This is a genomic window from Ostreiculturibacter nitratireducens (assembly GCF_032670585.1).
GTDB lineage: Bacteria > Pseudomonadota > Alphaproteobacteria > Rhodobacterales > Rhodobacteraceae > Ostreiculturibacter > Ostreiculturibacter nitratireducens.
On sequence record NZ_JAVQHL010000002.1, the window covers coordinates 273,441 to 299,245 of the forward strand.

Sequence of the window (25,805 nt, forward strand, 5' to 3'; positions counted from 1 at the left end):
TGAAGGTCAGGCGCATTTCGACGGGATCTCCGTTCGAAAAAACAATGGGTTACAGTCGCGCCATCGTGAAGGGCGACTGGTGCTTCGTTTCCGGCGTCACGGGCTACGACTACGCCACGATGCAGATGCCGGAGGAGGTGGCCGAACAGGCGCGGAACTGTTTCCGGACCATAGAAGGGGTCCTGAAGGAGGCCGGGTTCACGATGGAGGACATCGTTCGCGTCCAGTACACGGTTACGGATGCTTCCTTCGTGGAACGGATCACGCCGGTCCTCGGCGAAGCTCTCGGCGAGATCCGGCCCGCGGCGACCATGGTGGTCGCGGGGCTGATCAGGCCGGAGATGAATGTGGAGATCGAAGTCACCGCGATGCGGGGCTGAGGTATGGAAGACTGGCGCAACGGCGGATTCGGGCTTTACCTGCACTGGCCGTTCTGCGCGTCGAAATGCCCGTATTGCGACTTCAACTCGCATGTCGCGGCGGCGATCGATCAGGAACGCTGGGCTCGGGCCTATGTCGCGGAAATCCGTCGGGTGGCGGCGGAAACGGGGCCGCGGGTGCTCGATACCGTGTTCTTCGGCGGCGGAACGCCGTCCCTGATGGCGCCAGAGACCGTGGCAACCGTCCTGGAAGCGGTTCGGGCGGCCTGGCCGATGGCGAACGACGCAGAGATAACGCTCGAGGCGAACCCCGGAAGCGTCGAAGCCGGCCGGTTCCGTGGCTACAGGGAGGCAGGCGTCACGCGCGTCTCGATGGGCGTGCAGGCGCTCAACGACGCCGATCTGAGGCGCCTGGGGCGGATGCATACGGCCGCCGAAGCTCGCGCAGCGTTCGACGTAGCGCGCGGCGTCTTTGACCGTGTGAGTTTCGACCTGATCTATGCGCGGCAGGGCCAGACGGCGGAAGGGTGGCGGGCCGAATTGTCCGAGGCTCTTGCCATGGCCGTTGATCATTTCTCGCTCTACCAGTTGACCGTCGAGGAGGGCACGGTTTTCGGTTCCCGGGCGGCTCTGGGGCAGCTGAAAGGCCTGCCTGACGATGACCTGGCGGCCGATATGTATCTGATGACACAGGAGATTTGTGACAAGGCAGGGATGCCGGCCTATGAGGTTTCGAACCACGCGCGGGAAGGCGCGGAGAGCCGGCACAACCTGATCTATTGGCGCGCGGGGGATTACGCCGGCATCGGTCCAGGGGCACACGGGCGCCTGACGCTTGACGGGCATCGCCACGCGACGGAGACACCCAAGGGGCCCGCGGACTGGCTGCGCGCGGTCGAGGACCGCGGCTCCGGCGAGGTGCCTAGGGAACTTCTGCCGCTGGCGGATCAAGCCGCGGAATACCTGATGATGGGGCTGCGGCTGGCGGAGGGGATAGAGCTTTCCCGTTATCAGATTCTTGCTCGGGGACCGCTTGATGATAACAAAATCAACATGTTAATGGACGAGGGACTTGTCTGGCGCGCCGCCGGGCGGCTTGGGGCGACGGCAGAGGGTCGCGCCGTCCTCAACGGTGTGATCCGGGAACTTCTACCCTGAGATGAAGATCTTTTGGCTGATCCTTGGAGTGATTTCAGTGGTGCTTGGCATCATCGGAGTCTTCCTGCCGATCATGCCGACAGTGCCGTTCCTGCTGCTCGCGACATATTCCTTTGCCCGGTCCTCGGAACGACTGCACCACTGGATCCTGACACACCCGACCTACGGTCCACCGATCATCGCCTGGAACGAACGCGGGGCGATCAGCAAGCGGTCGAAACGCCTGGCGACGCTGTCAATCCTGGCCGGCTACGGCTTGTCGCTGCTCCTCGGCTTCCCGACGATTGTCCTGATCATACAGGCGATGGCTTTCGCCGCCGTGATCCTGTTCATCTTGACTCGGCCGAGCGTCTGATCTTCACCGCGCGCTGCCGAGAACCTGGCAAAGTTCGTCGAGTTGATCCAGCGTCTTGTAGGTGATCACGAGCTGTCCGCCATCATGACCCTTGTGGTCGATGACGACGCGCATACCAAGTGCTGCGGATAGATCCTGCTCCAGGGCGCGCGTATCCGCGTCCTTTTCGGGCCGGGAGGGCGCGGGCCGGCCAACGCCCGGCTGTTTTGCTGGCGCCTTCGCCAGACGCTCGGTCTCGCGGACCGAGAGTCCCTTCGAGATGACCTGGCGGGCCAACGCGGCCGGATCCTCCGTCGTGATGAGCGCGCGGGCGTGACCGGCGGAAAGCTTGCCATCGCGGACGTAGGTTTGAACCTCGGGCGGGAGGTTCAGAAGTCGAAGCAGGTTCGCGATGTGGCTGCGGCTTTTCGACAGCGCCTCGGCGATTTGGTCCTGCGTGTGGCCAAACCGTTCGACCAGCTGCCGGTATCCCATCGCCTCTTCGATCGCGTTGAGGTCCGCTCGCTGGACGTTTTCGATGATCGCGACCTCGAGCACTTCAGCGTCGGTGAAGTCGCGGATGAGAACCGGAACCTCGTGCAGTTGCGCGAGTTGAGCCGCGCGCCAGCGGCGCTCGCCGGCCACGATTTCATAGGTATTCGGCGCACCTGTACGCGGCCGCACGATCAGCGGCTGAATCACGCCCTTCGCGCGGATGGAGGCTGCAAGCTCCTCCAGCGCCTCCTTGGGGAAATCTCGGCGCGGCTGGTCCGGGTTGGGGTACAGCGCGGTGATCGGCACCCGCTGGTCAGGCCGACGCGGACGGTCCTCGGAGGCCTTGTCCGGGGCGGAAGCGCCGACGTCGGCCATCAGCGCGGATAGGCCCCGCCCGAGACCGCGACGCTCTGTCTTCTTCTCTGCCATCGGGAAACCTCTTGTTTTTCAGCTATTTAGCGTGACGCGACAGAAGTTCTTGGGCAAGCGCCCGGTAAGCGGCACTGCCCTTCGACTGCGGATCGTAGGTGAGCACGGGAAGCGCGAAGGATGGTGCCTCGCTGACGCGGACATTCCGCGGGATCACCGTTTCGAAGACCAGGTCGCCGAGGGTGGTGCGGGCATCGTTTTCGACGTGTTGCGAAAGGTTGTTTCGAATATCGGCCATGGTAAGGACGACGCCCTCGATCCGGAGATCGGTATTGGCGCTCTGCCGGACCTCTCGAATCGTCAGCATGAGCTGCGAAAGCCCTTCAAGCGCGAAGAATTCGGCCTGGAGTGGCACCAGCACCGAGTGCGCCGCCACCATCGCGTTCACGGTCAGAAGGCTGAGGGACGGCGGGCAGTCGATCAGGATGTAGTCGAAAGCGTAGCTGTCGATGGCGGGTTGTCGAAGTGCGTCATGCAGGAGAAAGCTGCGCTTTTCGTTGGCGACAAGCTCCATGTCCGCAGAGGAAAGATCCGTTGTCGCCGGGCAAATCCAGATGTTCTCGATATCCGTCGTCCGGATCACCTCGGCGAGTGGCGCCTCATCGAGGAGCAGGTCATAGGTCGTCATGTCGCGTTGCGAGGGCTCGACCCCGAGGCCGGTCGAGGCATTACCCTGCGGATCGAGGTCGATCACGAGCACGCGCAGGCCCTTTTCGGCGAAGGCCGCGGCGAGATTGATGGCGGTCGTCGTCTTGCCAACGCCGCCTTTCTGGTTTGCGATCGCGATGATACGCGTTCCGTTGGGTCTGGACGAGTCAGACACGCGAGAGCCCTTCGATTGCCAGGATGACCGCAAGCGGGTCGGTCTTGCTTGGGTGTTTTTGGAGGCGGAAGCGCCAGGTTGCAAGTGCCTCGTCGATCTCCGCCTGGTGATTGGCGCCTTTCGGGAAAAGAGCCAGCCCCTCGGGCGCGAGGTGCCTTTCAGCGAGGCCGAGAAGTGCGGTCAGCGAGGCGAGGGCGCGCGCGCTCAGGACGTCGGCGTTAAGCGAAGGCAGTGATTCGGCCCTCTCGCTGTGGATTTTCGCAGTCACACCAGTTTCGCGCAGGCAGGTTGCGAGAAAAGCGGACTTGCGGAGGTCGCTCTCCACCAGATGGACGGCTATTCCCGGCGCTTCGGCCGCAGCGAGGATCGCTATGACAAGGCCGGGAAAACCTCCACCCGTTCCGATGTCCACCCATACCCCTTCAAGGCGGTCATTCAGGTCGAATATCTGAATGGAATCAAGGATATGGCGACTCCAAACCTCGGCGAGGGTCGACGGACTCACGAGGTTGATCTTTGGATTCCACTTCGCGAGCAGCGCCGCGTGAGTCTCGAGGCGGGCGTATGTTTCACGTGAAACATCGCGCCCTCGCAACTCGGAGAGTTCGTCTCTGGTCATACCGCCTTGCGCTGCCTTTCCCGCTGGCGCAGCCGCGCGAGAATCAGCGTGAGGGCGGCTGGCGTCATCCCTTCGATTCGTGCCGCCTGAGCGAGTGATTCGGGACGGTGGCGCTCAAGCTTCTGGCACAGCTCCGACGACAGCCCGGACATCTCCGAATAGTTGAAGTCTGGCGGGATCTGCTGTCCTTCGTCGCGGCGCATCGCGGCGATGTCTTCCAGCTGGCGATCAATGTAGTTCGCGTAAAGCGCTTCCCGCACCAACTGCGCCTTCGTCTCTGCGTCGATGAGCTCCAGGTCCGGCTCTATACGCTCGAGGTCGGTGAACGTAACGTCCGGAAACGACAGGAGGGCAAAACCCGATCGCCGAACGCCGTCCTGATTGACGCGCAGGCCGTTGCGCGCCGCATCGCGCGGCGAAAGCCGCAGGGATTCGAGCGCGGCGCGGCCCGCCTCCAGGGCTTCCATCTTTTTCGAAAAGGCGGCCCGGCGGTCTTCACCAACGCAGCCGAGCGACAATCCGATCGGCGTAAGCCGTTGATCAGCGTTATCGGCGCGAAGCGAAAGCCGGAATTCCGCGCGAGATGTAAACATCCTGTAGGGTTCGGATACCCCCCTGGACACAAGATCATCGATCATCACGCCGATGTAGCTTTCCGATCGCCGGAAGGTGACCGGCTCCCTTCCTTGCGCCAGGCAAGCGGCGTTCAGCCCTGCGACAAGCCCTTGCGCGGCCGCTTCCTCGTAGCCCGTCGTGCCATTGATCTGTCCCGCCAGGAAGAGCCCTGGCGCATCCTTGAGCTCCAGCGTGGCTCTCAGGGACCGCGGATCGACATAATCGTATTCGATCGCGTAGCCCGGCTGAAGAATTTCGACCGCTTCAAGACCGTAAATCGAGCGGACGTAGGATTCCTGAACCTCCTCGGGGAGGGAGGTCGAAATGCCGTTCGGGTAGACCGTCGGATCATCAAGTCCTTCTGGCTCAAGGAAAACCTGATGCGCGTCCTTGTCAGCGAACCGCACCACCTTGTCCTCGATCGATGGGCAATAGCGCGGGCCCACGCCCTCGATATGGCCGCCATACATGGCCGAACGATCCAGATTAGTCCTGATGATTTCATGCGTGCGCGAGTTCGTGTGAGTGATCCCGCAGGCGATTTGCCGGACGAAGGGGTTCCTGTTTAGGAACGAGAACATTACGGGGTCCTCGTCGCCTTCCTGCCTGTCCAGCTTGTCCCATGCGATGGTTCGGCCGTCCAGGCGCGGCGGCGTTCCCGTTTTCAGTCGTCCCAAAGGCAGATCAAGCGCACGAAGGCGCTCCGCAAGGCGTACGGACGGGGAATCGCCCCAGCGGCCGCCGGGACGGGTCACATCTCCGATGTGAATCACTCCGCGCAAGAACGTGCCGGACGTCAGAATCACGGCGGCCGAAGCAATCCTGCTGCCATCCGCCAGCTCGACACCAACGATCCGAGCGCCCTCGGAAATCAGATCGGTGACTTCGCCCTCGATGACCGTAACACCCGGGCAGACGTCCATCTCTAACTGCATCGCCTCGCGGTAAAGCCGGCGGTCCGCCTGGGCCCGGGGCCCCTGAACAGCCGGGCCCTTGCGCCGGTTGAGCAGGCGAAACTGTATCCCGGCCCGGTCGGCCACGCGGCCCATAACCCCATCCAGCGCATCGATTTCTCGAACCAGGTGGCCTTTCCCGAGGCCGCCTATTGCGGGATTGCAGGACATCACCCCGATACCACCCCGACTCAGGGTAACGAGCGCAGTATCCGCACCCATTCGGGCCGAGGCATGCGCGGCCTCGGCACCCGCATGGCCGCCCCCGACGACAATCACATCGAAATGTTTCACGTGAAACATCCTCACTTTCCGATGCAGAAGCTGGCAAAGATCTCGTCGAGCAGATCCTCGACATCCACCAGTCCAACCAGAGATTCCAGCGCACGAACTGCACGCCGAAGATCATCCGCCGCAAGCTCCGGCACGCCGCCGCGACCTGATATCTGATTCCCGGCCGATTCCAAAGCCTCCGCAGCACGGAATATCGCCGCGCGATGCCGCTCCCGCGTGATCGTCGCCGCCCCCGCAGTCCGATCCGAAAGCGCCGCGCCGATCGCGGCGGTCAGTTCCCGCAGACCAGCACCGGTCTTCCCTGATACGCTGAGCCCCTGACGAGCCGGGCCTATGTCACCCTTGCCATGCACCAAAAGGTCGCCAGGACGCGGGCCGAGAAGGGGTACGTCCTCCTCGTCCAGCAGGAACACCCGCAAATCCGCCCGTTCAGCACGCTCCAGAGCACGTTGCACGCCGATCCCCTCTACCACATCCCCGGTTTCCCGAAGACCCGCCGTGTCGAGGATCGTGACCGCCAGACCATCCAAGTCCATCCGGACTTCGATGACGTCGCGCGTCGTTCCGGCATGTTCCGACGTGATCGCCGCCTCACGCCCGGCGAGTGCGTTGAGAAGCGTGGACTTTCCCGCATTCGGCCGACCGACAATCGCCACTTCGAAGCCATCGCGAATCCGTTCGGAAGCACCGAACCCGCGAAGTTCCATGGAAAGCGAATCCGAAACTCTGCCAATCAGGGCAAGCACTTCCGGAGCCACGTCCACCGGCACATCCTCGTCGGCGAAGTCGATCGTCGCCTCCAGAAGCGCCGCCGCCCGGATCAGGTCCTTCCGCCACTCCGCCGCCCGTGCGCCGATTTCGCCGGACAGTACCCGAAGCGCCTGTTTGCGTTGCGCCTCGGTCTCGGCCTCGATCAGATCCGCGAGCCCTTCGACCTGGGCAAGGTCCAGGCGGCCATTCTCCAAGGCGCGCCGCGTGAATTCGCCAGCTTCTGCAAGACGCAGCCCCTCGATCGCTCCAAGAGCGCGAAGCACGGCAGATACCGTCGCCGTCGCGCCATGAAGATGAAGCTCCACGACCTCTTCGCCGGTAAAGCTTGCACCGGCCGGAAAAGCCAGGACCAGCGCCTCGTCCAGAACCTCGCCATTCGATGCCAACTGCCGAAGCCCCGCCACCCGCGGCCGCGGCACCGATCCGGCAAGCGAACGCGCGGCGGCAAAGGCGTGCGGTCCGGAAATCCGGATTACCGCAATACCTGCCTTGCCCCTTGCAGAGGCTAGCGCGAAAATCGTGTCCATAGGTGTAACCTGTTGTTCTATAACAACAAATCAGGCGTTCATTGAGTCGAAGAACTCGGAGTTCGTCTTCGTCTGCTTGAGTTTCGATATCAGGAACTCGATGGCGTCCGTCGTCCCCATCGGGTTCAGGATCCGGCGCAGGACATAGGTCTTCTGCAGGTCGGCCTTGTCGACCAGAAGATCCTCCTTCCGCGTGCCGGACTTGAGGATATCCATCGCCGGGAATACGCGCTTGTCGGCGACCTTTCGGTCCAGCACGATCTCGCTGTTGCCCGTACCCTTGAACTCTTCGAAGATGACCTCGTCCATGCGGCTGCCGGTATCGATCAGCGCGGTGGCGATGATCGTCAGGCTGCCGCCTTCCTCGATGTTCCGCGCGGCGCCGAAGAAACGCTTCGGACGCTGCAAGGCATTCGCGTCGACGCCGCCGGTCAGCACCTTGCCCGAGCTCGGAACCACCGTGTTGTAGGCCCGGCCGAGACGCGTGATCGAGTCGAGGAGGATCACCACGTCGCGCTTGTGCTCGACGAGGCGCTTGGCCTTCTCGATCACCATCTCCGCCACCGCGACGTGCCGCGTCGCCGGTTCGTCGAAGGTCGAGGAGATCACCTCGCCCTTCACGCTGCGCTGCATGTCGGTGACTTCCTCGGGCCGCTCGTCGATCAAGAGAACGATCAGGTAGCATTCCGGATGGTTCGTTTCGATCGAATGCGCGATGTTCTGAAGCAGAACCGTCTTGCCGGTCCGCGGCGGAGCGACGATCAGCGCCCGCTGCCCTTTCCCGATCGGCGCGACGAGGTCGATGATCCGGGCCGAGCGATCCTTGATCGTCGGGTCCTCGATTTCCATCTTCAGCCGTTCGTCGGGGTATAGGGGCGTGAGGTTGTCGAACGCGACCTTGTGGCGCGCCTTGTCAGGATCCTGGAAGTTGATCGCCTCGACCTTGACCAGCGCGAAATACCGCTCCGTCTCGCCGGGGCCGCGGATCTCGCCCTGGATCGTGTCGCCGGTCCTGAGCGAAAACTGCCGGATCATGTCCGGGCTCACGTAGATATCGTCCGGACCCGGCAGGTAGTTCGCTTCCGGAGACCGCAGGAAGCCGAACCCGTCCTGGAGCACCTCCAACACGCCGTCGCCGCCGATCTCCCAGCCTTCTTCGGCATGCGCGTTCAGGATCGAGAACATCATCTCGCCCTTGCGCATCGTGGACGCGTTCTCGATCTCCAGCTCCTCCGCCATGGCGAGGAGGTCGGCCGGGCTCTTGGCCTTGAGATCGGACAGGTTAAGGCGCTCTTGTTTCATCGGCTCACATACGGAAATGGCGTCAGGCGCGGAAGGCCAGCGCGGAAAGTGAATGGGGAATGCCCATGGTCGGACGACCAAGCTAGCCGCTCCGATACACCGCGAAGGCCGCCCGAGTCAATCGTGGCTCAGAATTTCACGATCACCGAAAGGACGATCCCGACCATCAGAAGCGTCGGAACCTCGTTCATCATGCGGTAGGTCCGGCCAGTCAGCCGGTTCTCTCCGCGCAGGAATTCCTTCCGGCGCCGGCCGAGCCAGTGATGGAACCAGGTCATCGCCAGTACGCAGGCCGCCTTGACCCAGGGCCAGATCTCCGACCACGCGACGATCCCCGGCGTGAACACCAGCGCCAGACCGAAAATCCAGACCGCGATCATCGCCGGGTTCATGATAAGGCGAAGAAGCTTCACCTCCATGGTCTTGAACAGGGCGTCAGTCTCGCTGCCGGGGGTCACGCTTTCCGCGTGATAGACGAACAGGCGGGGCAGGTAGAAGAGCCCGGCCATCCACGCGATTACCGACATCACGTGCAGAGCCTTGGTCCACGGATAGATCGTAGCCAGGAAGTCCGACACCTCTGTCCCTCTCTCATGCTGATCCGCATCCAACTAAAAACAATAAGAAAGAAATGAAAGGATGATGTTGTAGTAAGGAACCTCGAAGCCGGGGATTACACACCTTTCCCAGCGATCATCCACAATTCCCACCCTGTGGATAACTCTGTGAGGAAAAAGCGAAGATCCCCAACGCGAAACTTTTTTCTTTTATTATCATTACATTACAAGCGTCATCGCACCGATTCCCTGTGCGCAACATTCTTCCGAAGCGGACCCTGACTGAGAAACTCCACAGTTTCGCGTTCTTCCTTTCCAGACGTGGATATCCGGCCTCTGGCGCTTGACAAGCCCCGCGGAATTTTGGGAACCCGATACGCCGGGCGAGAAATCCCGTTTTCGTTCCTGCGCATCTCCTGCCGCTTGCCCACAGGGCTTTCCACATGACCTCACGTTTGATCCTTGCTTCCGCCTCGGAGATCCGCGCGACGCTGCTGCGCAACGCGGGGCTCGACGTCGAAACCCGTCCGGCGCGCATCGACGAGGAGGCCATCCGCGCGGCGCTCGAAGCCGAGGGCGCGAGCCCGCGCGACCTGGCGGACGCCCTGGCCGAGATGAAGGCACGCAAGATCGCGGAAAAGCATCCGGGCGTGCTGGTTCTCGGCTGTGATCAGGTTCTGGATTTCGGCGGCCGCGTGTTTTCAAAACCGGAGACGCCCGACGACGCGAAGGCTCAGCTGCGCGAGCTTTCGGGAAAGACCCATCGGCTCTTGTCCGCAGCTGTCGTTTTCCGGGATGGCGCGCCGCTCTGGCGACATGTCGGGACCGCGCGGTTGACGATGCACGACCTGTCGGAGACTTATATAGAAGATTATGTTTCCCGGAACTGGGACAGCATCCGCCACAGCGTCGGTTGCTACAAGCTGGAGGAGGAGGGAGTGCGTCTTTTCGCGCGCATCGAGGGTGACCATTTCACGATCCTGGGCCTTCCGCTCATGGAATTTCTCGGCTGGCTGGCCATGAGGGGCGAGATCGCCAGATGACCGAACACCCTCGCATCCCGCTCGCCGGCGTGATCGGCTCCCCGATCGCGCATTCCCGGTCGCCGAAGCTCCACGGCCACTGGCTCAAGACATACGGCATCAAGGGATTCTACATACCGATGGACGTGGCTCAGGCCGATCTGCCCGATGTGCTTGGCGCGCTGCCCAAGGCCGGTTTCGTCGGCTGCAACGTCACGATCCCGCACAAGGAGACCGCGCTCGCGATCGCCGATGTCGTTACTGACCGTGCGGCACTGATCGGTGCGGCCAACACGCTGATCTTCCGGAAGGATGGGAAGATCCATGCGGACAACACGGACGGCTACGGATTTCTCGCAAATCTCCGCCAATACGCACCCTCCTGGGACGCGTCGGCCGGTCCCGCCGCTGTCTTCGGCGCGGGCGGGGCGGCTCGCGCGATCGTATCGGCGCTGATCGAGGCAGGCGCGCCCGAGATCCGCATCGCCAACCGCACGCGGGCAAGGGCCGAGACCCTGCGCTCGGAATTCGGCGCGAAGCTCACGGTGTATGACTGGGTCCACGCCGCCGACATGCTCGACGGCACGATGACCGTGGTGAATACATCGTCGCTCGGCATGGTCGGGAAGCCCGACCTCGTCCTTCCGGTCGAGGCGCTTACCCCGGCCGCGACGGTCACCGACATCGTCTATACGCCGCTGCGCACACGCTTCCTCGAGGACGCGGCGCGCGTCGGATGCACCACCGTCGACGGACTCGGGATGTTGCTGCACCAGGCGGCTCCGGGCTTCGAAAGGTGGTTCGGCGTGCGCCCGGAGGTGACGGAAGAACTGCGGCGGATCGTGCTGGAAGGATGACGCGGCCGTTCCTCCTTGGACTGACCGGTTCGATCGGGATGGGGAAGTCCACGACCGCGCGCATGTTCGCCGAGGAGGGCGTTCCCGTCTGGGATGCCGATGCCGCCGTGCACCGGCTCTATGCGCCTGGCGGTGCGGCCGTTCCCGAGATAGCGCGCCTGCGACCCGAGGCGATCCGCGACGGCGGCGTGGATCGTGCGACCCTGAAAGCCTGGATCGCCGAGGACCCCACCGCGCTTTCGCGGATCGAAGCCGTTGTCCATCCCCTGGTCGCCGCCGACCGCGCCGCATTCATTCGGGATGCAGGCGAAAATGGCGCCACCCTCGTCGTGCTTGACATCCCGCTCCTGTTCGAAACCGGCGCCGATGCGTGGCTCGACGCGACGCTCGTCGTGACCGCCCCGCCAGAAGTCCAGCAGGAGCGGGTCCTGTCGCGTCCCGGCATGACGGAAGCGCAGTTCCAGATGATCCTTTCCCGCCAGATGCCTGACGCGGAGAAGCGGGCCCGCGCAACGCATGTGATCGAGACGCGGACGCTTGAACAGGCGCGCGCGGCCGTGCGAAAGCTGATCCGGGAGATCATGAACAATGCGTGAAATCGTTCTCGATACGGAAACAACGGGGCTGGAACCTGCCGAAGGCCACCGGATCGTGGAAATCGGCGCGGTAGAGCTCTTCAACCACGTCCAGACCGGACGCAACTACCACCAATACATCAACCCTCAGCGCGCAATGCCGGCGGAAGCTTTCGAAGTCCACGGTCTCGGCGACGACTTCCTGCGCGACAAACCGGTCTTCGCGGAAATCGCGCAGGATTTCATGGAGTTCATCGGGCCGGATTCACGGCTCGTGATTCACAACGCTGCCTTCGACATGAAGTTCCTGAACGCGGAACTCAGCTGGCTGAATCTGCCGCTTCTGCCGAACGACCGGGCCATCGACACTGTGGCGATCGCGCGCCGGAAGTTCCCTGGTTCGCCGGCGTCGCTCGACGCGCTGTGCCGCCGCTTCGGCGTCGACAACTCCGCACGGGAAAAGCACGGCGCGCTTCTCGACAGTGAAATCCTGGCCGAGGTCTACCTGGAACTGGTCGGCGGACGGCAGCCGGATTTCGGGCTGTCCACGGGGCCGGTGACCAGCTCCGGCCCCTCCCAGGCCGATACCTGGCGCCCGCGTCCGCGTTCGGCGCAACTTCCTCCGCGGGTCACCGATCAGGAAGCCGCCGCGCACGCTGCGTTCGTGGAAAAGCTCGGCGAAAAGGCTCTCTGGAAGAAGTTCGGCTGAGCCATTCCGGCTTTACAGGTCGGTCTTGGCCATGCAGAACTTGGACAGCCATTTCCGGGAGGAGTCCGCCGCATGCCTAAATCGATTACGCCGCCGCGCAGCATACAGGGACCCGCGATCTTCCTTGCGCAGTTCGCGGGGGATGAGGCTCCGTTCAACACGCTCCCCGGCATAGCGAAATGGGCGGCGGACCTCGGCTACAAGGGCGTTCAGATCCCGACCTTCGACGGCAGGCTCTTCGATCTCGACAAGGCTGCGGAGAGCCAGACCTATTGCGACGAGGTGAAAGGCATCTGCGCGGATGCGGGCGTGAAGATCACCGAGCTTTCGACGCATCTTCAGGGACAGCTCGTGGCCGTGCATCCGGCCTACGACCTCGCCTTCGACGCATTCGCGCCGAAGCCGGTGCACGGAAACCCAAAGGCACGGACCGAATGGGCGACGGAGCAAGTGAAAAAGGCGGCCAGGGCCACGCGGAACCTCGGGCTCGACACCACGGTTTCCTTCACCGGCTCGCTCGCTTTTCCCTATCTCTACCCCTGGCCGCAACGCCCGGCCGGACTGATCGAAGAAGCGTTTGCGGAACTCGGTCGGCGCTGGCGGCCGATCCTCGACACCTACGAAGATCAGGGCGTGGACATCGGCTTCGAAATCCACCCCGGCGAGGACGTCTTCGATGGCGCGACCTACGAGATGTTCCTGGAATCCGTCGGCGGGCACAAGCGCGCGCGGATCAACTACGACCCGTCGCATTTCCTCCTGCAGCAGCTCGACTACCTATCCTTCATCGACATCTACCATGAGCATATCTGCGCCTTTCACGTGAAGGACGCGGAGTTCAATCCGGACGGCCGCCAGGGCGTCTATTCGGGCTACCAATCCTGGGTGAACCGCGCCGGCCGGTTCCGTAGTCTCGGTGACGGGCAGGTGGATTTCGCCGCGATCTTCTCGAAACTCACGCAATACGGTTATCGCGGCTGGGCGGTCCTTGAGTGGGAATGCTGCATCAAGAGCCCCGAACAGGGCGCGGCCGAGGGCGCGCCCTACATCGCCTCGCACCTGATCGAGGTAACAGGGAAGGCCTTCGACGATTTCGCGGGTGGCGAGATGGACATGGCGGCCATCCGCACGATGCTGGGGATTTCGAAATGACGAAGCTGAAGCTCGGAATGGTCGGCGGCGGCCAGGGCGCGTTCATCGGCGGCGTGCATCGGATCGCGTCGCGCATCGACGGGGATTGGGAACTCGTTGCAGGAGCCCTTTCCTCCAACCCGGACAGGGCGAAGGACTCGGCCGCGGAACTCGGGATCCCGGCGGATCGGTCCTATGGCAGCTTTGCAGAGATGGCAGCGCAGGAAGCCGCGCGCACCGACGGGATCGACGCCGTGGCCATCGTGACCCCGAACCACATGCACGCACCGGTCGCCGAGGCATTTCTGAAGGCGGGCATCAACGTGATCTGCGACAAGCCGCTGACCGCGACGCTGGGCGAGGCGGAGGCACTGGCGAAGATCGCGGAAGAAAGCGGGGCGCTCTTCGTCCTGACGCACAACTACACCGGCTATCCGCTGATCCGGCACGCACGGGCGATGGTGGCACGTGGGGATCTGGGCAAGATCCGCCTCGTTCATGCCGAATACGTGCAGGACTGGTTGTCCGAGCCGATCGAGCAGACCGGGCAGAAACAGGCCGACTGGCGCACGGACCCGGCGCGATCCGGCGAGGGCGGCGCGATCGGCGACATAGGCACGCATGCCTTCAACCTTCTGAGTTTCGTCACGGGACTGGAGGTCAACAGCCTCTCGGCGGAACTGACGAGTTTCGTCCCTGGCCGGCGCCTAGACGATGACGCGCAGGTGCGGCTTCGATTCGAGGGCGGCGCGAGGGGAATGCTCTGGGCGACGCAGGTCGCCCCCGGAAACGAAAACGGGCTCAGACTGCGGGTCTATGGCGAAAAGGCCGGCATCGAGTGGGCACAGGAGCATCCGAATGCGCTGCGCTACACGCGTCTCGGTGAACCCGCGCAGATCATCACCCGTGGCGGTGCCGGGACCGGGCCGGAAGCCGCGAGAGTGACGCGCGTCCCGCCAGGACACCCTGAGGGGTATCTGGAAGCCTTCGCGACGATCTACGCCGAGGCCGCGCGCCTTGTCCGGCACAAGAAGGACGGCACTCCGTTGCCCGAGGGGCTCCATGCGCCGACCATCGCGGACGGGCTCATCGGCATGAAGTTCATCGACGCCTGCGTCCGCTCCTCGCAAAAGGATGCGGCCTGGGTGACCCTCTGATGAGTGTCAGGCGGCGGGCCGGTAGCGCACGAAGGCGAACCTGTTGCCTTCCGGCGCCCAGCACGGGACGTTGACGCTGCCCTGACCGCCGAACAAGGCGATGAGGCTGCGCGCCGCGCCGCCCCCGGCCGGCATCAGGCGAAGCTCGACATCGAGGTCGCGCGGGTGGCCCTCGGTTCCGGGCGGATAGGACAGGTAGAGGACGTGGCGCCCATCGGGCGACGGGTGCGGGAACCAGTTCACGCGCTCGTCATCCGTCATCCGCTCGCGTCCGGTGCCGTCCGGGCGGATGCGCCAGAGTTGCATCGAACCCCCGACGTCCGAGTTGAACCAGATCCATTCGCCATCCGGCGTGTAGTCCGGCCCGTCATGGTGACCGCCGCCCCGCGTCAGCCGGCGCTCCTCGCCGCCCGAAGCGGGGATGGTGTAGATGTCGAAGACGCCATCGCGACGACCGACATAGGTGAGGGACTTTCCGTCCGGGGACCAGCCGTGCCACCAGGACGGCGTGTTTGCCGTGATCCGCAGGGGCGTTCCACCCGTTGCCGGCAGCGTGTAGATGCAGGACCCCTCGGTCCGGCTGGAATCCGATATGACGATCGTCCGGCCATCCAGTGAAATGCCGTGGTCGTTGTTCAGCCGTTCGGCAAAATCAGTGTCTATATTGGCCAGATCCGGGTTTTCCAGATCCACCCGGAACAGTCGGCCATGACCGTTGACGAGGAGGCTTCCCCCATCCGGGGCCCAGTTCGGCGCCTCGATCAGCCGCGGAGTCGTCAAGACGGATTCGACATGCCCGTCCGCAAGCCGATAGATGCAAAGCTCGGACCTGATCATGACGGGCGATACGCGAAGCGTGTGAAGTGGGCCTCGGCCGCGCTGCCCGAAGTATCGAAGGCGACCATCCCAACGAAGGCCCCGGTGAAGGAGGCGTGTTCGCCCCGCCCGCCCTCGTCCGAGATCACGGCGGCGTCGAGTTCCGGACCGATCGCCTGCCAGTCACCACCCTGGCGCCAGTAGAACTGCTGCGCGGCGTGATCGACATCGACGCGAAGCTCCACCGGACCGTCGCCAACCGAAACGGGTGCGATCGGGTGTGTCAGCGCGAAATTTGGCCAATCGCCCGGACAGGACAGGATCGTCAGCGCGCGGCCGATGCCGGGTTCGCTCGTCAGAATCAGCGCGTGAAGCTTGTGACGGTTGTAATAAGTCGTCAGCCCCGCAGCCTGCTGGTAATGCTTCGGCGCGAAGTCGAGCGCGGTTTCCGCCGTGTAGACGAAGTGCTCCTGACGCCGGGCGACGAGCGATTGCTCGAACCAGGAGCCGAGGCTCTCGCGGCCGATCAGCGTCAGGCCCCGGTCCGAAAGGCGGAAGATCCGTTCCGGGAAGGGCGAGCGAAGCCACTGGAACTCGGCCGGCAACGCGCCCGGGCCGAAGCTGTGCTCGACGGCCGCAGGTCCGGCGGGCTTCGCGTCGGCGGAAATTTCGGCGCGCGGCAGTTGCCCGCCTTCCTTGAGCCAGAGCCAGCCATCGCGCCAGACGACCTCCTCGATGCCGGTTTCGCGGCCCATGGGGGAGAAGCGGCCGTTTTCGGTGCTCAGGGGCCGGCCCATCAGGAAGGTGTGCCAGTGCCGGCCGTCATGCCCCTCGACATATTGCCCATGCCCGGTGCGCTGGATCGGGTGTTCGGGCGCATGCGCCGCCGTGATGAGGTGCTTTTCGGGATGAACCTCGTAGGGCCCTTCGATCCGACGGGATCGCGCCATGGTGACGGCGTGATTGTAGCCGGTGCCGCCCTCCGCGACGGTGAGGTAATACCACCCGTCCCGCTTGAAGAGGTGGGGACCCTCCGTCAGACCCCGCTCGGTGCCCCCGAAGATATTCGTCGCCGGGCCGAACAGGCCGCGCTCGGGTGACCATTCCTGCAGGATGATGCCGTCGAAGCTCGCGTGCTTCGGGTTCCCGCCCGTGCCCTTGCCGCGATGGTTCCAGCGCAGGTCGAGAAACCATTTCCGACCGTCATCGTCATGGAAGAGCGACGGGTCGAAGCCCATCGAGTTGACGTAGATCGGGTCCGACCATTCCCCGTCGACCGTCTCGCAGGTGACGATGTAGTTGTGCGTATCCTTGAACGCCCCGTCGAGCCGCTTCACGTCCGTGTAGACCAGCCAGAATTTCCCGTCGGCATGGGAAAGGCAGGGCGCCCAGATCCCGCCGGAATCCGGGTTGCCGCGCATGTCGAGCTGCGCCGCGCGGTTGAGAGGGCGCGACACCAGCCGCCAGTTCACGAGATCCCGCGAATGGTGGATCTGCACGCCCGGATACCATTCGAAGGTCGAGGTCGCGATGTAGTAATCCTCCCCGACCCGGCAGATGCTCGGATCGGGGTTGAAGCCCGGAAGGATCGGGTTTCGGATCATTCATCGGTCTCCGAGGAACGGGCCCAGAGGTTGATGTTCTCCTCGTCGGCATACTTGTCGATCTCCGCGAGTTCCTCGGCCGTGAAGTCGAGGTTGTCGATGGCGCTGGCGCAGTCCACGACCTGCTCGGGACGCGAAGCCCCGATGAGCGCGGTGGTGATGCCGCCCCCCCGCAGCACCCAGGCGATCGCCATCTGCGCGAGCGTCTGGCCACGGCGTTCCGCGATTTCATTGAGCTTCCGGATGTTCTCGATTGCGTGCGCGGAAAGCATGTCGGGATCAAGGCTCTTGCCCTGCGTCACGCGGCTGCCCTCGGGGATGCCCTTGAGGTATTTCGACGTCAGCATTCCCTGCGCGAGCGGTGTGAAGGCGATGGAGCCGATGCCCAGTTCTCGAAGCGTGTCCTTAAGCCCGTCGGTCTCCACCCAGCGGTTCAGCACGTTGTAGGAGGGCTGGTGGATCAGGCAGGGCGTGCCGAGGTCCTTCAGGATCGCCGCAGCCTCCCGAGTCCGGGCGGAATTGTAGCTGGAAATCCCCGCATAAAGCGCCTTCCCCGACCGAACGATCTGGTCGAGCGCGCCCATGGTTTCCTCCAGGGGCGTGTCCGGATCGAAGCGGTGGGAATAGAAGATGTCGACATAATCGAGACCCATCCGCTTCAGGGAGGCATCGCAGGAGGCGATGAGGTACTTCCGGCTTCCCCATTCGCCATAGGGTCCGGGCCACATCAGGTATCCGGCCTTTGAGGAGATGATGAGCTCGTCGCGATATCCGGCGAAGTCGGTCTTCAGGATCTCGCCGAACGCCTCCTCGGCGCTGCCCGGCGGCGGTCCGTAGTTGTTGGCCAGGTCGAAATGCGTGATCCCGTGGTCGAAGGCCGTCCGGCAGATCGCCCTTTTGGTCGAGTGCGCCGTGTCGTGGCCGAAGTTGTGCCACAGGCCCAACGAGATCGCCGGAAGCTGAAGGCCGGAGTTTCCGCAGCGGCGGTAGACCATGCGATCATAGCGGTCTTCGGCGGGGAAATAGGTCATCTTGGCCTCCGTTGGTTCGTGCCCCGGGACAGGCCCCGGGGCCGGTGGGTCATTTCTTCAACAGCTTCCTAGCCTCGCTCGCGGGCAAGGCGGCCGGGCGTTCGCATGTCGTCGTCATCGACACGAACTGGCCCGTATCGCCGGACCTGAGCACCGCGGTCATCACCTCGACCGCGTGCAGCGCAAGCTCAAGCGAGCAGCGATGCACTCGATCGTGCGCGATGGCTTGAGCCATTTCGGCGAGGCCCGCGGTACGGTAGTTGGCCCGCATCACCCCGTCGCCCGACTTCATGTTCGGCACCGCGAAGGGATGAGCGCGCTGCTTCAGTTCCCTGATCTTGCCATCACGCCCGGCAATGTCCACCCGCCCCGAAAACCAGTTCGGATCGGGCACGAAGAGCGAGCCTTCCGTGCCGTAAAGCTCCATGTTCCCGTGGCGGTGCGCCCAGACGTCCCAGCTGGTCGAAAGCGTTATCGTCGCGCCATTGAAAAATTCCAGGAGCGCGTGGATGTTCGTCGGCGTCTTCACGGGGATCGCATCGCCCCTGCGCGGCCCCGGGGTGGAGATCGTGCGCGTGGGCGTCGCGGCAGACGTCAGCGCGGCCACCCGTTTCACCGGGCCGATGAGCTGGATGAGGTTCGTGACGTAGTAAGGTCCAAGGTCGAGCATCGGACCGCCGCCGGGCAGGAAGAAGAAGTCCGGGTTGGGGTGCCAGTGCTCCATCCCGTGCGAAAGCACATGCGCGGTGCCGGCGGTGATCTCTCCCACGCGACCGGAATCGATCGCCGCCCGCGCGGCCTGGTGCGCGCCGCCGAAGAACGTGTCGGGCGCCGACCCGACTCGGAGACCGGATTTCGCGGCGAGGTCGCGAAGCTCCTTCCCCTCCTCGATGGTGAGCACGAAGGGTTTTTCCGAATAGGCGTGCTTCCCGGCCTTCAGGATCGCTTTCGTCACGGCGAAATGCGCATCCGGAATCGTCAGGTTGACGACGATGTCGATGTCATTCGCGGCGAGAAGGTCCTCCACCGAAAGCGCGCGGGGGCCGAATTCCTTCGACCTCGCCTGCGCCGCAGTCATGTTCATGTCCGCGACCGCGCGGACCTCGAGTCCCTTGAACAGGGGCGCGAGACGCAGGTAGGCGGTCGAGATGTTGCCGCAGCCGATGATGCCGACGCCGATCATTTGCCGTCTCTCCTCAAAGCTTCCGGGCCGCCGCGATGCTGCGGCTGGCGAAGCGGTGGTGGTCCTTCGGGTTGTCGTGCTCGACCACGAAATACTCGCAGCCCGCTTCCCGGAGCGCGGGCATGATGGCCTTCCAGTCCACGATCCCGTCGCCGATGTCGGCCCAGCCGTCCTCGTCCTTGTTCTCGCCCGCCGGAGCGATGTCCTTCACATGCGCGGCGCGGATGCGGGAGCCGTACTTGCGGATCGTGTCCAGCGGATCGGCCTTGGCGCGCACGGCCCAGGCCACGTCGAATTCCAGGACGAGGCGGTCGTCGGCTCCGAGGATCAGGTCGATCGGCAATTCGCCCGTGGCGGTCGGGACGAACTCGAAATCGTGGTTGTGGTAACCGAAGAAGAGACCCGCGTCCCAGTAGGGCTGCCCGACCTTCGCCAGGCTCGCGCCGTAGTCGCGCCAGCCCGCGGCGTCCTTCGGGCGCTGGTCGGGCATGATGTAGGGGACGATGACGCCCTTCATCCCGATCGCCTTCGCGATCCCGAGGACGCGGGCCGAGTTGTCCCGGCACATGTCGAAGGAGAAGTGGCCGGTGGGCATGGCGAGGCCGTTCGCCTTGAGCCCCCTCTCAAGTTCGGCCAGCGCCGCGTCGTCGCCGTAGATGCCGCCGAAGCCCTCGGCCTGCGCATAGCCGAGTTCCGCGAGCATCTTCAGGGTATCGGAGAGCGGCGGGAAGTTGCGGGAGGAATAGAGCTGATAGGAGAAGGCGGTCATTGGATCCTCGGGGCTCTGTGAGTTGCAGGATGACGGTCGCGGAAGGCGGAGCGGGGCCTTTCCCCCTTGTCCGCCGGGGTGAAGCCGATCCGGGCAGGGTGGCCGTGGAACAGCGTGACGGCGTTTGGCGAAGAGCGTTCAGGCACATCCGCCTCGACCGCGAGGAATGGCGCGAGCGCCGAGACTGACAGCGAGACGTCAAGGCCTTCCGCGTCGGAAAAGCCCCATATGCCGGCGAGGTCGGCCATCGGCTCAGAGCCTCTCCTCGCTCGCTTTGTCGAAGACGGAGAAGCGGGACGGGTCAAAGCCGACGAGCAGCGCGTCGCCACGGCCCACGGTGGCCTGACCGTCCATTCGCAGACGCACGTCCGTGCCGCCGATCTTCGTCCAGACGAGCGTGTCGGAGCCCATCGGCTCGACGAGGTCCACGTTCGCCTCGATGCTGAAGGGCATGGCCCGGGCCGCATCGCCGGCGGCGATGTGTTCGGGCCGGATGCCGAGCGCGGCCGGGCCATCGGTTCGGCCGCGCGTGAACTCGTAGCCTTGAAGCGGCAGCCGGGCGCCGTCGGCCACGAAGTCCATCCCGTCGATCTTTCCGTCGAAGAAATTCATCTCGGGGCTGCCGATGAAGCCGGCGACATACTTGTTGACCGGCCGGTTGTAGATCTCGGCGGGACTCGCAAGCTGCTGGATGGTCCCGCCCTTCATGATCGCGATCCGGTCGGCGAGCGTCATCGCCTCGATCTGGTCGTGGGTGACGTAGATCATCGTGTTCGAGAGCCGCTGGTGCAGGCGCTTGAGTTCCACGCGAAGGTCGGCGCGCAGTTTCGCGTCGAGGTTCGACAAGGGCTCGTCGAACAGGAACACGTCCACGTCCCGCACCAGCGCCCGGCCGATCGCCACGCGCTGACGCTGGCCGCCGGACAGCGCGGCGGGCTTGCGTTTCAGGAGCGGCTCGATCTGGAGGATCTCTGCGGCGCGCGCGACGCGCTTTGCGATCTCGTGGCGCGGGATGCGGGCGTTCTTCAGCCCGAAGCTCAGGTTCCCCTCGACCGTCATCTGCGGATAAAGCGCGTAGGACTGGAACACCATGCCGATGCCGCGCTGCGAGGGCTCCTCCCAGGTCACATTGCGGCCCTTGATGTGGATCTGGCCGCCCGAGATGTCCAGAAGCCCCGCGATGCAGTTCAGAAGGGTCGACTTCCCGCAGCCCGAAGCGCCGAGGAGAACAAGGAATTCGCCGTCCGCGATGTCCAGGTTCAGCTTGTCGAGGACGGTGAGGGCCCCGAACTTGAGTGTGAGGTCCTTGACGGAAACGGTCATGGTCAGCCTTTCACCGCGCCCGCGGCGATGCCGCGGACGAAAAGTTTGCCGGAGACGAAGTAGATGACGAGGGGCACGAGGCCGGTGATCAGCGTCGCGGCCATATTGACGTTGTATTCCTTCACGCCCTGCGTCGAGTTGACGATGTTGTTGAGCTGCACCGTCATCGGCCAGGTGTCGGGCTTGGTGTAGACCACGCCGAACAGGAAATCGTTCCAGATGCCGGTCACCTGCAGGATCATCGCAACCACGAAGATCGGCAGGCTCATCGGCAGCATGATGCGGAAATAGATGCCCCAGAAATGTGCGCCGTCGACGCGCGCCGCCTTGAACAGCTCCTCGGGAAGCGAGGCGAAGTAGTTGCGGAAAAGAAGGGTCAGGATCGGCATCCCGAAGATCGAATGCACGATGATGAGGCCCCAGAGCGAGCCGTAGAGCCCGATCTCCCGCAGAAGGATCACGAGCGGATAGAGCATCACCTGGTAGGGAATGAAGGCACCGAAGATCAGGATGGTGAAGAAGACCTCGGCCCCCTTGAACCGCCAGTTCGCGAGCGCGTAGCCGTTCACGCTGGCGATCGCGATCGAAACCGCGACCGAGGGCACGGTGATCTGCACCGAGTTCCAGAAACCCCGGCTGAGGCCATCGCAGTTCAGCCCGGTGCAGGCCTCCATCCACGCCTTTACCCAGGGCTCGAACGTGATTTCGACCGGGGGAGAGAAGATGTTGCCCAGCCGGATTTCCGGCATTCCCTTCAGAGAGGTCACGACCATCACGTAAAGCGGCAGCAGGTAGTAAAGCGCCACCATGATCAGCGTGCCGTACAGAAAGACGTTGCGGCGCGTGAAGCGGCGCTGTGGCCTCGGTCCCTGCGGCCCTTCCAGAGCGGTTACGGTGAGGTCAGCCACGTTTCTTGCTCCCGAATTCGAGGTAGGCCCAGGGGATGATCACGATGGCGACCGCCAGAAGCATCATGGTCGAGGCGGCGAAGGCCTGGCCGAGGTTCTGGGCGCGGAACATGTAGTCGTAGACGTATTTGGCCGGCATCTCCGTCGCGAGGCCCGGGCCGCCGCCGGTCTGCGCGACGACGAGGTCGTAGACCCGCACGATGCTGCTGGCGACCAGGACCAGGGTGGTGATGAAGACCGGGCGCATCATCGGGATGACGATGAAGACATAGGTCTTCCAGGCCGGGATGCCGTCGACGCGCGCGGCTTTCCAGATTTCCTGGTCGATGCCCCGCATCCCTGCAAGCATCAGGACCATGATCAGGCCCGTTGCCTGCCACAGACCCGCGATCAGCACGCCGAAGATCGCGATGTCGGGATTGTAGAGCGGATCGAAGGTGAAGCCTTCCCAGCCAAGCGACCGCACGATGCCCTGGATGCCGAAATCCGGGTTCAGGATCCACTGCCAGATGAGGCCGGTCACGATGAAGCTCAGCGCGAAGGGATAAAGGATGATGGTCCGGAACGTGTTCTCGAAGCGGATCTTCTGATCCATGAGCGCGGCGAGGATGAAGCCGATCACGAAGCAGAAGACCAGCATGCAGAGGCCATAGATGAACAGGTTCTCGATCGAGACCATCCAGCGGTTCGTCGACCAAAGGCGCTCATACTGATCGAGGCCCACGAAATCCGTCGTGGGCAGCAGCTTGGACTTCGTGAAGCTGTATGTGATCGTCCAGAACGTTCCGCCGACGAAGACGACGAGCGCAGTCAGGATCATCGGAACCGCCGCGATCTTCGCGGTCATGTTTCGGAAGAGCTGGTTCGGGCGTTCCGAGACCATGCGTGCCCCCTCTTTTCAGCGGAAGATGTCGGCGGGGTGAGGCCGCTGGCCCGCGCAAGGGCGGGCCAGCAACTGGTCAGATGTAACGGCGGATCATTCCGCTTCCGACATGATCTCGACGAAACGGGCCTGCGCGGCTTCCGGCGTGATCGACGGATCGGCGAAGAACTCCGCGAACATGTCGTTGATCTGCGAGGTCGTGTCCGGGGTGATCAGCTGGTTGGTGTCGGGCAGAAGCTTGCCTTCGGCCAAGAGCTTGAGGCCCTTCTGCATGCAGTCGTTGGCGGTCGACAGGTCGATGTCGCCGCGCACCGGCAGCGAGCCTTTCTTGAGGTTGAACGCCACCTGAACGGCGGGCTTCAGAAGCAACGCCGCCAGCTCGGCCTGCGCGGCGATCTGGGCTTCGTCCTTCAGAACGGGGAAGTAGAACGCGTCGCCGCCGGTTCCCAGGATCTCTGTCACGCCCAGCCCCGGAAGGCAGGTGTAGTCCTGGCCGGCCGTCTGGCCCGCCACCTGGAATTCACCCTGCGCCCAGTCGCCCATGATCTGGCCGCCGGCCTGGCCGGTGATCACCATGTTCGTCGCCTCGTTCCAGGCCTGAACGTTCGAGTTCTTCGACAGTTCGCGGGCGTCTGCCGCGGCCTTGAAGACGCGGGCGACGTCGGGGCCGGCAGCGGCCTCGGTATCCTTGTCGCCATAGACTTTCATGAAGACCTCGTTCGGGATCAGCGTCGCCATCAGCACGTTGAAGGCACCGGTCTGCTGCCAGCTCTGCTGACCCATGGCCAGAGGCACCTTGCCGGCCGCCTCGAGCGCCGGCGCCGCGGCGACGAATTCGTCCCAGTTCGTGGGAACCGGCACGCCGGCTTCCTCGAACGCCTTGTGCGAAAGCCAGATCCATTGCCATGAATGGATATTGACCGGGGTGCAGTAAATGCGGCCGTCGACGGTGCAGCCGTCCAGCAGCGACGACGGGTTGACCACGTCCTTCCAGCCCTCGGCTTCGGCGATGTCGGTCAGGTCGCGCAGGAGTCCGGCCGCGATCAGGTCCTCTGCCTGGCGGCCGTGGTTGAACTGGAAGGCGCCCATCGGGTCGCCGCCGGTGATCCGGCTGACCATCACGGCGCGCGCCTGTTCGCCGGGCCCGGCGAATGCGGCGTCCACCCAGTGGTTGCCGGTGGCGTCGAACGCCTTGGCGAATTCCGCCACGGCGGCCGCTTCACCGCCCGAGGTCCACCAGTGCATGACCTCCAGATCGGCAGCATTGGCAGCCGTGGCGCCGGTGAGCGCGGTGGCCGCCAAGAGTGATTTCAATACCTTCATCAGTAACTCCTCCCCGAGTTGCTAAATCGTTATAGAAAAAGCTATGACGATTTGGACTTTTCGATCAAGCTGGAATAGCATCGACAAGGGAAAAAGCTCCTAGGCAGGCTGAATCCGCAGGAACGCGTTGAAAGACAACGAAATTCGGCTTGCCCGAATTTGGCACGAGACGGAATGGCGGCGGATGGACGCGAAGGAGAAACAAGAGAGCGATCATGTCGCGCGAGCGGGCCGCAAGGGGGTCGAATCGGCCGAGCGCCCGACGCTGAAGACGATCGCGAGGCTCGCCGGGCTGGCCGTCCCGACGATTTCGCGCGCGCTGAATGATGCGCCGGACATCGGTGAGGACACGAAGAAGCGCGTGCGCGAGATCGCGACGCGCATCGGTTACCGCCCGAACCGCGCCGGCGTCCGCCTCAGGACCGGCAAGACCAACGTCATCTCGCTTGTCCTGTCGACCGAGCACGACATGATGAACCACACGGCCAAGCTCATATCCTCTCTCGCGGGGGAATTGAGAGGAACGCCCTACCACCTGATCATCACGCCGTATTTCCCTTCCGAGGACCCGATGGTTCCGGTGCGCTACATCGTGGAAACGGGCTCGGCCGACGGGGTCATCCTCAACCAGACCGAACCGGAAGACGCGCGCATCGCCTATCTCATGGAACGGGATTTCCCGTTCGCGACGCATGGGCGAACGAAGTGGCAGCATCCCTTCGCCGATTTCGACAACGAAACCTGGGCCAGGATCTGCGTCGAGATGCTTGCGCGGCGAGGCCGGCGGCGTATCGCGATCCTTCTGCCGCCGCAGGGCCAGTACTATTCCATCCACATGCGCCGCGGCGCCAAGGAAGCGGCAAGGCGGTTGGGTGTGGATCTCGTCGTCGTGGAGGGCGTCACCTCCCACAGCGCCAGCATCGACGTGGAAAAGGCAGCGCCGCGATATCTTGTCGGGCCGGAAGCCTGCGACGGCTTCATCATGCCGTCCGCGATGGCCGCGATGGCGGTGATCGCGGCCGGGGAAAACCTCGGCCTGGTGCTCGCCAAGGAGTTCGACCTGACCGCGAAGGAAGCGATCCCCTTCCTGAAGCGTTTCCGTCGGGAGATCCTCGTGGTGAAGGAGGACGTGAGCCAGGCCGGAGTCTTCCTGGCTCGCGCGCTGATTCACCGGATCGCGCATCCCGAGGACCCGCCGATGCAATACCTCGACGTCCCGGAGATCCCGGAGATCTAGCCGGGACATTGCATCTGCCG

Annotated in this window: 27 protein-coding genes; 10 read left to right on the forward strand and 17 right to left on the reverse strand. The window is 63.9% G+C overall.

The features are described 5' to 3' along the window. Positions 1 to 44 precede the first annotated feature (44 nt). The 3 genes from ABCN56_RS08620 to ABCN56_RS08630 are packed head-to-tail and all read left to right on the forward strand — an operon-like array spanning position 45 to position 1,893. Positions 45 to 380 carry a RidA family protein gene (locus ABCN56_RS08620; protein WP_343080402.1) on the forward strand — a complete coding sequence of 112 codons (336 nt, stop codon included), beginning with the start codon at positions 45 to 47 and terminating at the stop codon, positions 378 to 380. Between the two features lie 3 nt (positions 381 to 383). Next, a complete protein-coding gene (hemW, locus tag ABCN56_RS08625) occupies positions 384 to 1,538 on the forward strand; it encodes a radical SAM family heme chaperone HemW (RefSeq protein ID WP_343080403.1) in 1,155 nt (384 codons plus the stop codon). 1 nt (position 1,539) lies between these two features. Next, positions 1,540 to 1,893: a YbaN family protein gene (locus ABCN56_RS08630; protein WP_343080404.1), complete on the forward strand. Its 354-nt coding sequence runs from the start codon at positions 1,540 to 1,542 to the stop codon at positions 1,891 to 1,893. A gap of 3 nt (positions 1,894 to 1,896) precedes the next feature. On the opposite strand, the gene ABCN56_RS08635 is transcribed toward ABCN56_RS08630, so the two are convergent. The 7 genes from ABCN56_RS08635 to hemJ all read right to left on the reverse strand — a co-directional run bounded on the left by ABCN56_RS08635 (position 1,897) and on the right by hemJ (position 9,278). Next, positions 1,897 to 2,796, reverse strand: coding sequence for a ParB/RepB/Spo0J family partition protein (locus ABCN56_RS08635; RefSeq protein ID WP_343080405.1), 900 nt, complete (start codon positions 2,794 to 2,796; stop codon positions 1,897 to 1,899). Between the two features lie 22 nt (positions 2,797 to 2,818). Then, the gene (locus tag ABCN56_RS08640; protein WP_343080406.1) at positions 2,819 to 3,619 is read right to left on the reverse strand and encodes a ParA family protein; all 801 of its coding nucleotides are present in this window, start codon (positions 3,617 to 3,619) and stop codon (positions 2,819 to 2,821) included. Further along, on the reverse strand, positions 3,612 to 4,238 hold the full coding sequence (rsmG, locus tag ABCN56_RS08645; protein WP_343080407.1) for a 16S rRNA (guanine(527)-N(7))-methyltransferase RsmG: 627 nt from the start codon (positions 4,236 to 4,238) through the stop codon (positions 3,612 to 3,614). Before rsmG ends, ABCN56_RS08640 begins: the two co-directional genes overlap by 8 nt. Further along, positions 4,235 to 6,109 (reverse strand): tRNA uridine-5-carboxymethylaminomethyl(34) synthesis enzyme MnmG, encoded by a 1,875-nt coding sequence (gene mnmG, locus ABCN56_RS08650; protein WP_343080408.1) that lies wholly within the window; start codon positions 6,107 to 6,109, stop codon positions 4,235 to 4,237. The genes rsmG and mnmG overlap by 4 nt, the downstream gene beginning before the upstream one ends. Before the next feature lie 2 nt (positions 6,110 to 6,111). Next, the gene (gene mnmE, locus ABCN56_RS08655) at positions 6,112 to 7,398 is read right to left on the reverse strand and encodes a tRNA uridine-5-carboxymethylaminomethyl(34) synthesis GTPase MnmE (protein WP_343080409.1); all 1,287 of its coding nucleotides are present in this window, start codon (positions 7,396 to 7,398) and stop codon (positions 6,112 to 6,114) included. Positions 7,399 to 7,428: 30 nt separating this feature from the next. Next, the gene (rho, locus tag ABCN56_RS08660; RefSeq protein ID WP_343080410.1) at positions 7,429 to 8,700 is read right to left on the reverse strand and encodes a transcription termination factor Rho; all 1,272 of its coding nucleotides are present in this window, start codon (positions 8,698 to 8,700) and stop codon (positions 7,429 to 7,431) included. 128 nt (positions 8,701 to 8,828) lie between these two features. Further along, complete coding sequence (gene hemJ, locus ABCN56_RS08665) at positions 8,829 to 9,278, reverse strand: protoporphyrinogen oxidase HemJ (RefSeq protein WP_343080411.1); 450 nt, start codon at positions 9,276 to 9,278, stop codon at positions 8,829 to 8,831. Between the two features lie 422 nt (positions 9,279 to 9,700). Between hemJ and ABCN56_RS08670 the strand changes: the two genes are divergently transcribed. The 6 genes from ABCN56_RS08670 to ABCN56_RS08695 all read left to right on the forward strand — a co-directional run bounded on the left by ABCN56_RS08670 (position 9,701) and on the right by ABCN56_RS08695 (position 14,708). Beyond that, the gene (locus tag ABCN56_RS08670) at positions 9,701 to 10,300 is read left to right on the forward strand and encodes a Maf family nucleotide pyrophosphatase (RefSeq protein ID WP_343080412.1); all 600 of its coding nucleotides are present in this window, start codon (positions 9,701 to 9,703) and stop codon (positions 10,298 to 10,300) included. Next, entirely contained in the window at positions 10,297 to 11,136 is an 840-nt protein-coding gene (locus ABCN56_RS08675; protein WP_343080413.1) for a shikimate dehydrogenase, read from the forward strand. The genes ABCN56_RS08670 and ABCN56_RS08675 overlap by 4 nt, the downstream gene beginning before the upstream one ends. Further along, on the forward strand, positions 11,133 to 11,732 hold the full coding sequence (gene coaE, locus ABCN56_RS08680) for a dephospho-CoA kinase (RefSeq protein ID WP_343080414.1): 600 nt from the start codon (positions 11,133 to 11,135) through the stop codon (positions 11,730 to 11,732). The genes ABCN56_RS08675 and coaE overlap by 4 nt, the downstream gene beginning before the upstream one ends. Then, complete coding sequence (gene dnaQ, locus ABCN56_RS08685; protein WP_343080415.1) at positions 11,725 to 12,420, forward strand: DNA polymerase III subunit epsilon; 696 nt, start codon at positions 11,725 to 11,727, stop codon at positions 12,418 to 12,420. The genes coaE and dnaQ overlap by 8 nt, the downstream gene beginning before the upstream one ends. Before the next feature lie 72 nt (positions 12,421 to 12,492). Beyond that, positions 12,493 to 13,572, forward strand: coding sequence for a sugar phosphate isomerase/epimerase family protein (locus ABCN56_RS08690; RefSeq protein ID WP_343080416.1), 1,080 nt, complete (start codon positions 12,493 to 12,495; stop codon positions 13,570 to 13,572). After that, positions 13,569 to 14,708: a Gfo/Idh/MocA family protein gene (locus ABCN56_RS08695; protein ID WP_343080417.1), complete on the forward strand. Its 1,140-nt coding sequence runs from the start codon at positions 13,569 to 13,571 to the stop codon at positions 14,706 to 14,708. Before ABCN56_RS08690 ends, ABCN56_RS08695 begins: the two co-directional genes overlap by 4 nt. Positions 14,709 to 14,714: 6 nt before the next feature. Here ABCN56_RS08695 and ABCN56_RS08700 read toward each other — a convergent pair whose 3' ends face one another. From ABCN56_RS08700 to ABCN56_RS08745, 10 genes are all read right to left on the reverse strand, one after another. Beyond that, positions 14,715 to 15,545, reverse strand: a complete 831-nt coding sequence (locus ABCN56_RS08700) for a TolB family protein (protein ID WP_343080418.1) — start codon at positions 15,543 to 15,545, stop codon at positions 14,715 to 14,717. Next, complete coding sequence (locus tag ABCN56_RS08705) at positions 15,542 to 17,128, reverse strand: glycoside hydrolase family 43 protein (protein ID WP_343080419.1); 1,587 nt, start codon at positions 17,126 to 17,128, stop codon at positions 15,542 to 15,544. The genes ABCN56_RS08700 and ABCN56_RS08705 overlap by 4 nt, the downstream gene beginning before the upstream one ends. Then, positions 17,125 to 18,159: an L-glyceraldehyde 3-phosphate reductase gene (gene mgrA, locus ABCN56_RS08710; protein ID WP_343080420.1), complete on the reverse strand. Its 1,035-nt coding sequence runs from the start codon at positions 18,157 to 18,159 to the stop codon at positions 17,125 to 17,127. Before mgrA ends, ABCN56_RS08705 begins: the two co-directional genes overlap by 4 nt. A 49-nt stretch (positions 18,160 to 18,208) precedes the next feature. Further along, positions 18,209 to 19,342 (reverse strand): Gfo/Idh/MocA family protein, encoded by a 1,134-nt coding sequence (locus ABCN56_RS08715; protein ID WP_343080421.1) that lies wholly within the window; start codon positions 19,340 to 19,342, stop codon positions 18,209 to 18,211. Positions 19,343 to 19,355: 13 nt separating this feature from the next. Next, positions 19,356 to 20,111, reverse strand: coding sequence for a sugar phosphate isomerase/epimerase family protein (locus tag ABCN56_RS08720; protein WP_343080422.1), 756 nt, complete (start codon positions 20,109 to 20,111; stop codon positions 19,356 to 19,358). Further along, positions 20,108 to 20,359 carry a glycoside hydrolase family 2 protein gene (locus ABCN56_RS08725; protein WP_343080423.1) on the reverse strand — a complete coding sequence of 84 codons (252 nt, stop codon included), beginning with the start codon at positions 20,357 to 20,359 and terminating at the stop codon, positions 20,108 to 20,110. Before ABCN56_RS08725 ends, ABCN56_RS08720 begins: the two co-directional genes overlap by 4 nt. Before the next feature lie 4 nt (positions 20,360 to 20,363). Continuing rightward, the gene (locus ABCN56_RS08730; protein WP_343080424.1) at positions 20,364 to 21,434 is read right to left on the reverse strand and encodes an ABC transporter ATP-binding protein; all 1,071 of its coding nucleotides are present in this window, start codon (positions 21,432 to 21,434) and stop codon (positions 20,364 to 20,366) included. Positions 21,435 to 21,436: 2 nt separating this feature from the next. Next, on the reverse strand, positions 21,437 to 22,342 hold the full coding sequence (locus tag ABCN56_RS08735; RefSeq protein WP_343080425.1) for a carbohydrate ABC transporter permease: 906 nt from the start codon (positions 22,340 to 22,342) through the stop codon (positions 21,437 to 21,439). Then, positions 22,335 to 23,189 carry a carbohydrate ABC transporter permease gene (locus ABCN56_RS08740; protein WP_343080426.1) on the reverse strand — a complete coding sequence of 285 codons (855 nt, stop codon included), beginning with the start codon at positions 23,187 to 23,189 and terminating at the stop codon, positions 22,335 to 22,337. The genes ABCN56_RS08735 and ABCN56_RS08740 overlap by 8 nt, the downstream gene beginning before the upstream one ends. Before the next feature lie 129 nt (positions 23,190 to 23,318). Next, on the reverse strand, positions 23,319 to 24,548 hold the full coding sequence (locus tag ABCN56_RS08745; protein WP_343080427.1) for an ABC transporter substrate-binding protein: 1,230 nt from the start codon (positions 24,546 to 24,548) through the stop codon (positions 23,319 to 23,321). A 184-nt stretch (positions 24,549 to 24,732) separates the two neighbouring features. On the opposite strand from ABCN56_RS08745, the gene ABCN56_RS08750 reads away from it, so the two are divergent. Beyond that, positions 24,733 to 25,785 carry a LacI family transcriptional regulator gene (locus ABCN56_RS08750; protein ID WP_343080428.1) on the forward strand — a complete coding sequence of 351 codons (1,053 nt, stop codon included), beginning with the start codon at positions 24,733 to 24,735 and terminating at the stop codon, positions 25,783 to 25,785. Positions 25,786 to 25,805 lie beyond the last annotated feature (20 nt).

Bases quoted from the DNA above. Each gene is read 5' to 3' on its own strand.
- ABCN56_RS08620 (WP_343080402.1), top strand. From the start codon at position 45: ATGGGTTACAGTCGCGCCATCGTGAAGGGCGACTGGTGCTTCGTTTCC.
- hemW (WP_343080403.1), top strand. From the start codon at position 384: ATGGAAGACTGGCGCAACGGCGGATTCGGGCTTTACCTGCACTGGCCG.
- ABCN56_RS08630 (WP_343080404.1), top strand. From the start codon at position 1,540: ATGAAGATCTTTTGGCTGATCCTTGGAGTGATTTCAGTGGTGCTTGGC.
- ABCN56_RS08635 (WP_343080405.1), bottom strand. From the start codon at position 2,796: ATGGCAGAGAAGAAGACAGAGCGTCGCGGTCTCGGGCGGGGCCTATCC.
- rsmG (WP_343080407.1), bottom strand. From the start codon at position 4,238: ATGACCAGAGACGAACTCTCCGAGTTGCGAGGGCGCGATGTTTCACGT.
- mnmG (WP_343080408.1), bottom strand. From the start codon at position 6,109: ATGTTTCACGTGAAACATTTCGATGTGATTGTCGTCGGGGGCGGCCAT.
- mnmE (WP_343080409.1), bottom strand. From the start codon at position 7,398: ATGGACACGATTTTCGCGCTAGCCTCTGCAAGGGGCAAGGCAGGTATT.
- rho (WP_343080410.1), bottom strand. From the start codon at position 8,700: ATGAAACAAGAGCGCCTTAACCTGTCCGATCTCAAGGCCAAGAGCCCG.
- ABCN56_RS08670 (WP_343080412.1), top strand. From the start codon at position 9,701: ATGACCTCACGTTTGATCCTTGCTTCCGCCTCGGAGATCCGCGCGACG.
- ABCN56_RS08675 (WP_343080413.1), top strand. From the start codon at position 10,297: ATGACCGAACACCCTCGCATCCCGCTCGCCGGCGTGATCGGCTCCCCG.
- coaE (WP_343080414.1), top strand. From the start codon at position 11,133: ATGACGCGGCCGTTCCTCCTTGGACTGACCGGTTCGATCGGGATGGGG.
- dnaQ (WP_343080415.1), top strand. From the start codon at position 11,725: ATGCGTGAAATCGTTCTCGATACGGAAACAACGGGGCTGGAACCTGCC.
- ABCN56_RS08690 (WP_343080416.1), top strand. From the start codon at position 12,493: ATGCCTAAATCGATTACGCCGCCGCGCAGCATACAGGGACCCGCGATC.
- ABCN56_RS08695 (WP_343080417.1), top strand. From the start codon at position 13,569: ATGACGAAGCTGAAGCTCGGAATGGTCGGCGGCGGCCAGGGCGCGTTC.
- ABCN56_RS08700 (WP_343080418.1), bottom strand. From the start codon at position 15,545: ATGATCAGGTCCGAGCTTTGCATCTATCGGCTTGCGGACGGGCATGTC.
- ABCN56_RS08705 (WP_343080419.1), bottom strand. From the start codon at position 17,128: ATGATCCGAAACCCGATCCTTCCGGGCTTCAACCCCGATCCGAGCATC.
- mgrA (WP_343080420.1), bottom strand. From the start codon at position 18,159: ATGACCTATTTCCCCGCCGAAGACCGCTATGATCGCATGGTCTACCGC.
- ABCN56_RS08715 (WP_343080421.1), bottom strand. From the start codon at position 19,342: ATGATCGGCGTCGGCATCATCGGCTGCGGCAACATCTCGACCGCCTAC.
- ABCN56_RS08720 (WP_343080422.1), bottom strand. From the start codon at position 20,111: ATGACCGCCTTCTCCTATCAGCTCTATTCCTCCCGCAACTTCCCGCCG.
- ABCN56_RS08725 (WP_343080423.1), bottom strand. From the start codon at position 20,359: ATGGCCGACCTCGCCGGCATATGGGGCTTTTCCGACGCGGAAGGCCTT.
- ABCN56_RS08730 (WP_343080424.1), bottom strand. From the start codon at position 21,434: ATGACCGTTTCCGTCAAGGACCTCACACTCAAGTTCGGGGCCCTCACC.
- ABCN56_RS08740 (WP_343080426.1), bottom strand. From the start codon at position 23,189: ATGACCGCGAAGATCGCGGCGGTTCCGATGATCCTGACTGCGCTCGTC.
- ABCN56_RS08745 (WP_343080427.1), bottom strand. From the start codon at position 24,548: ATGAAGGTATTGAAATCACTCTTGGCGGCCACCGCGCTCACCGGCGCC.
- ABCN56_RS08750 (WP_343080428.1), top strand. From the start codon at position 24,733: ATGGACGCGAAGGAGAAACAAGAGAGCGATCATGTCGCGCGAGCGGGC.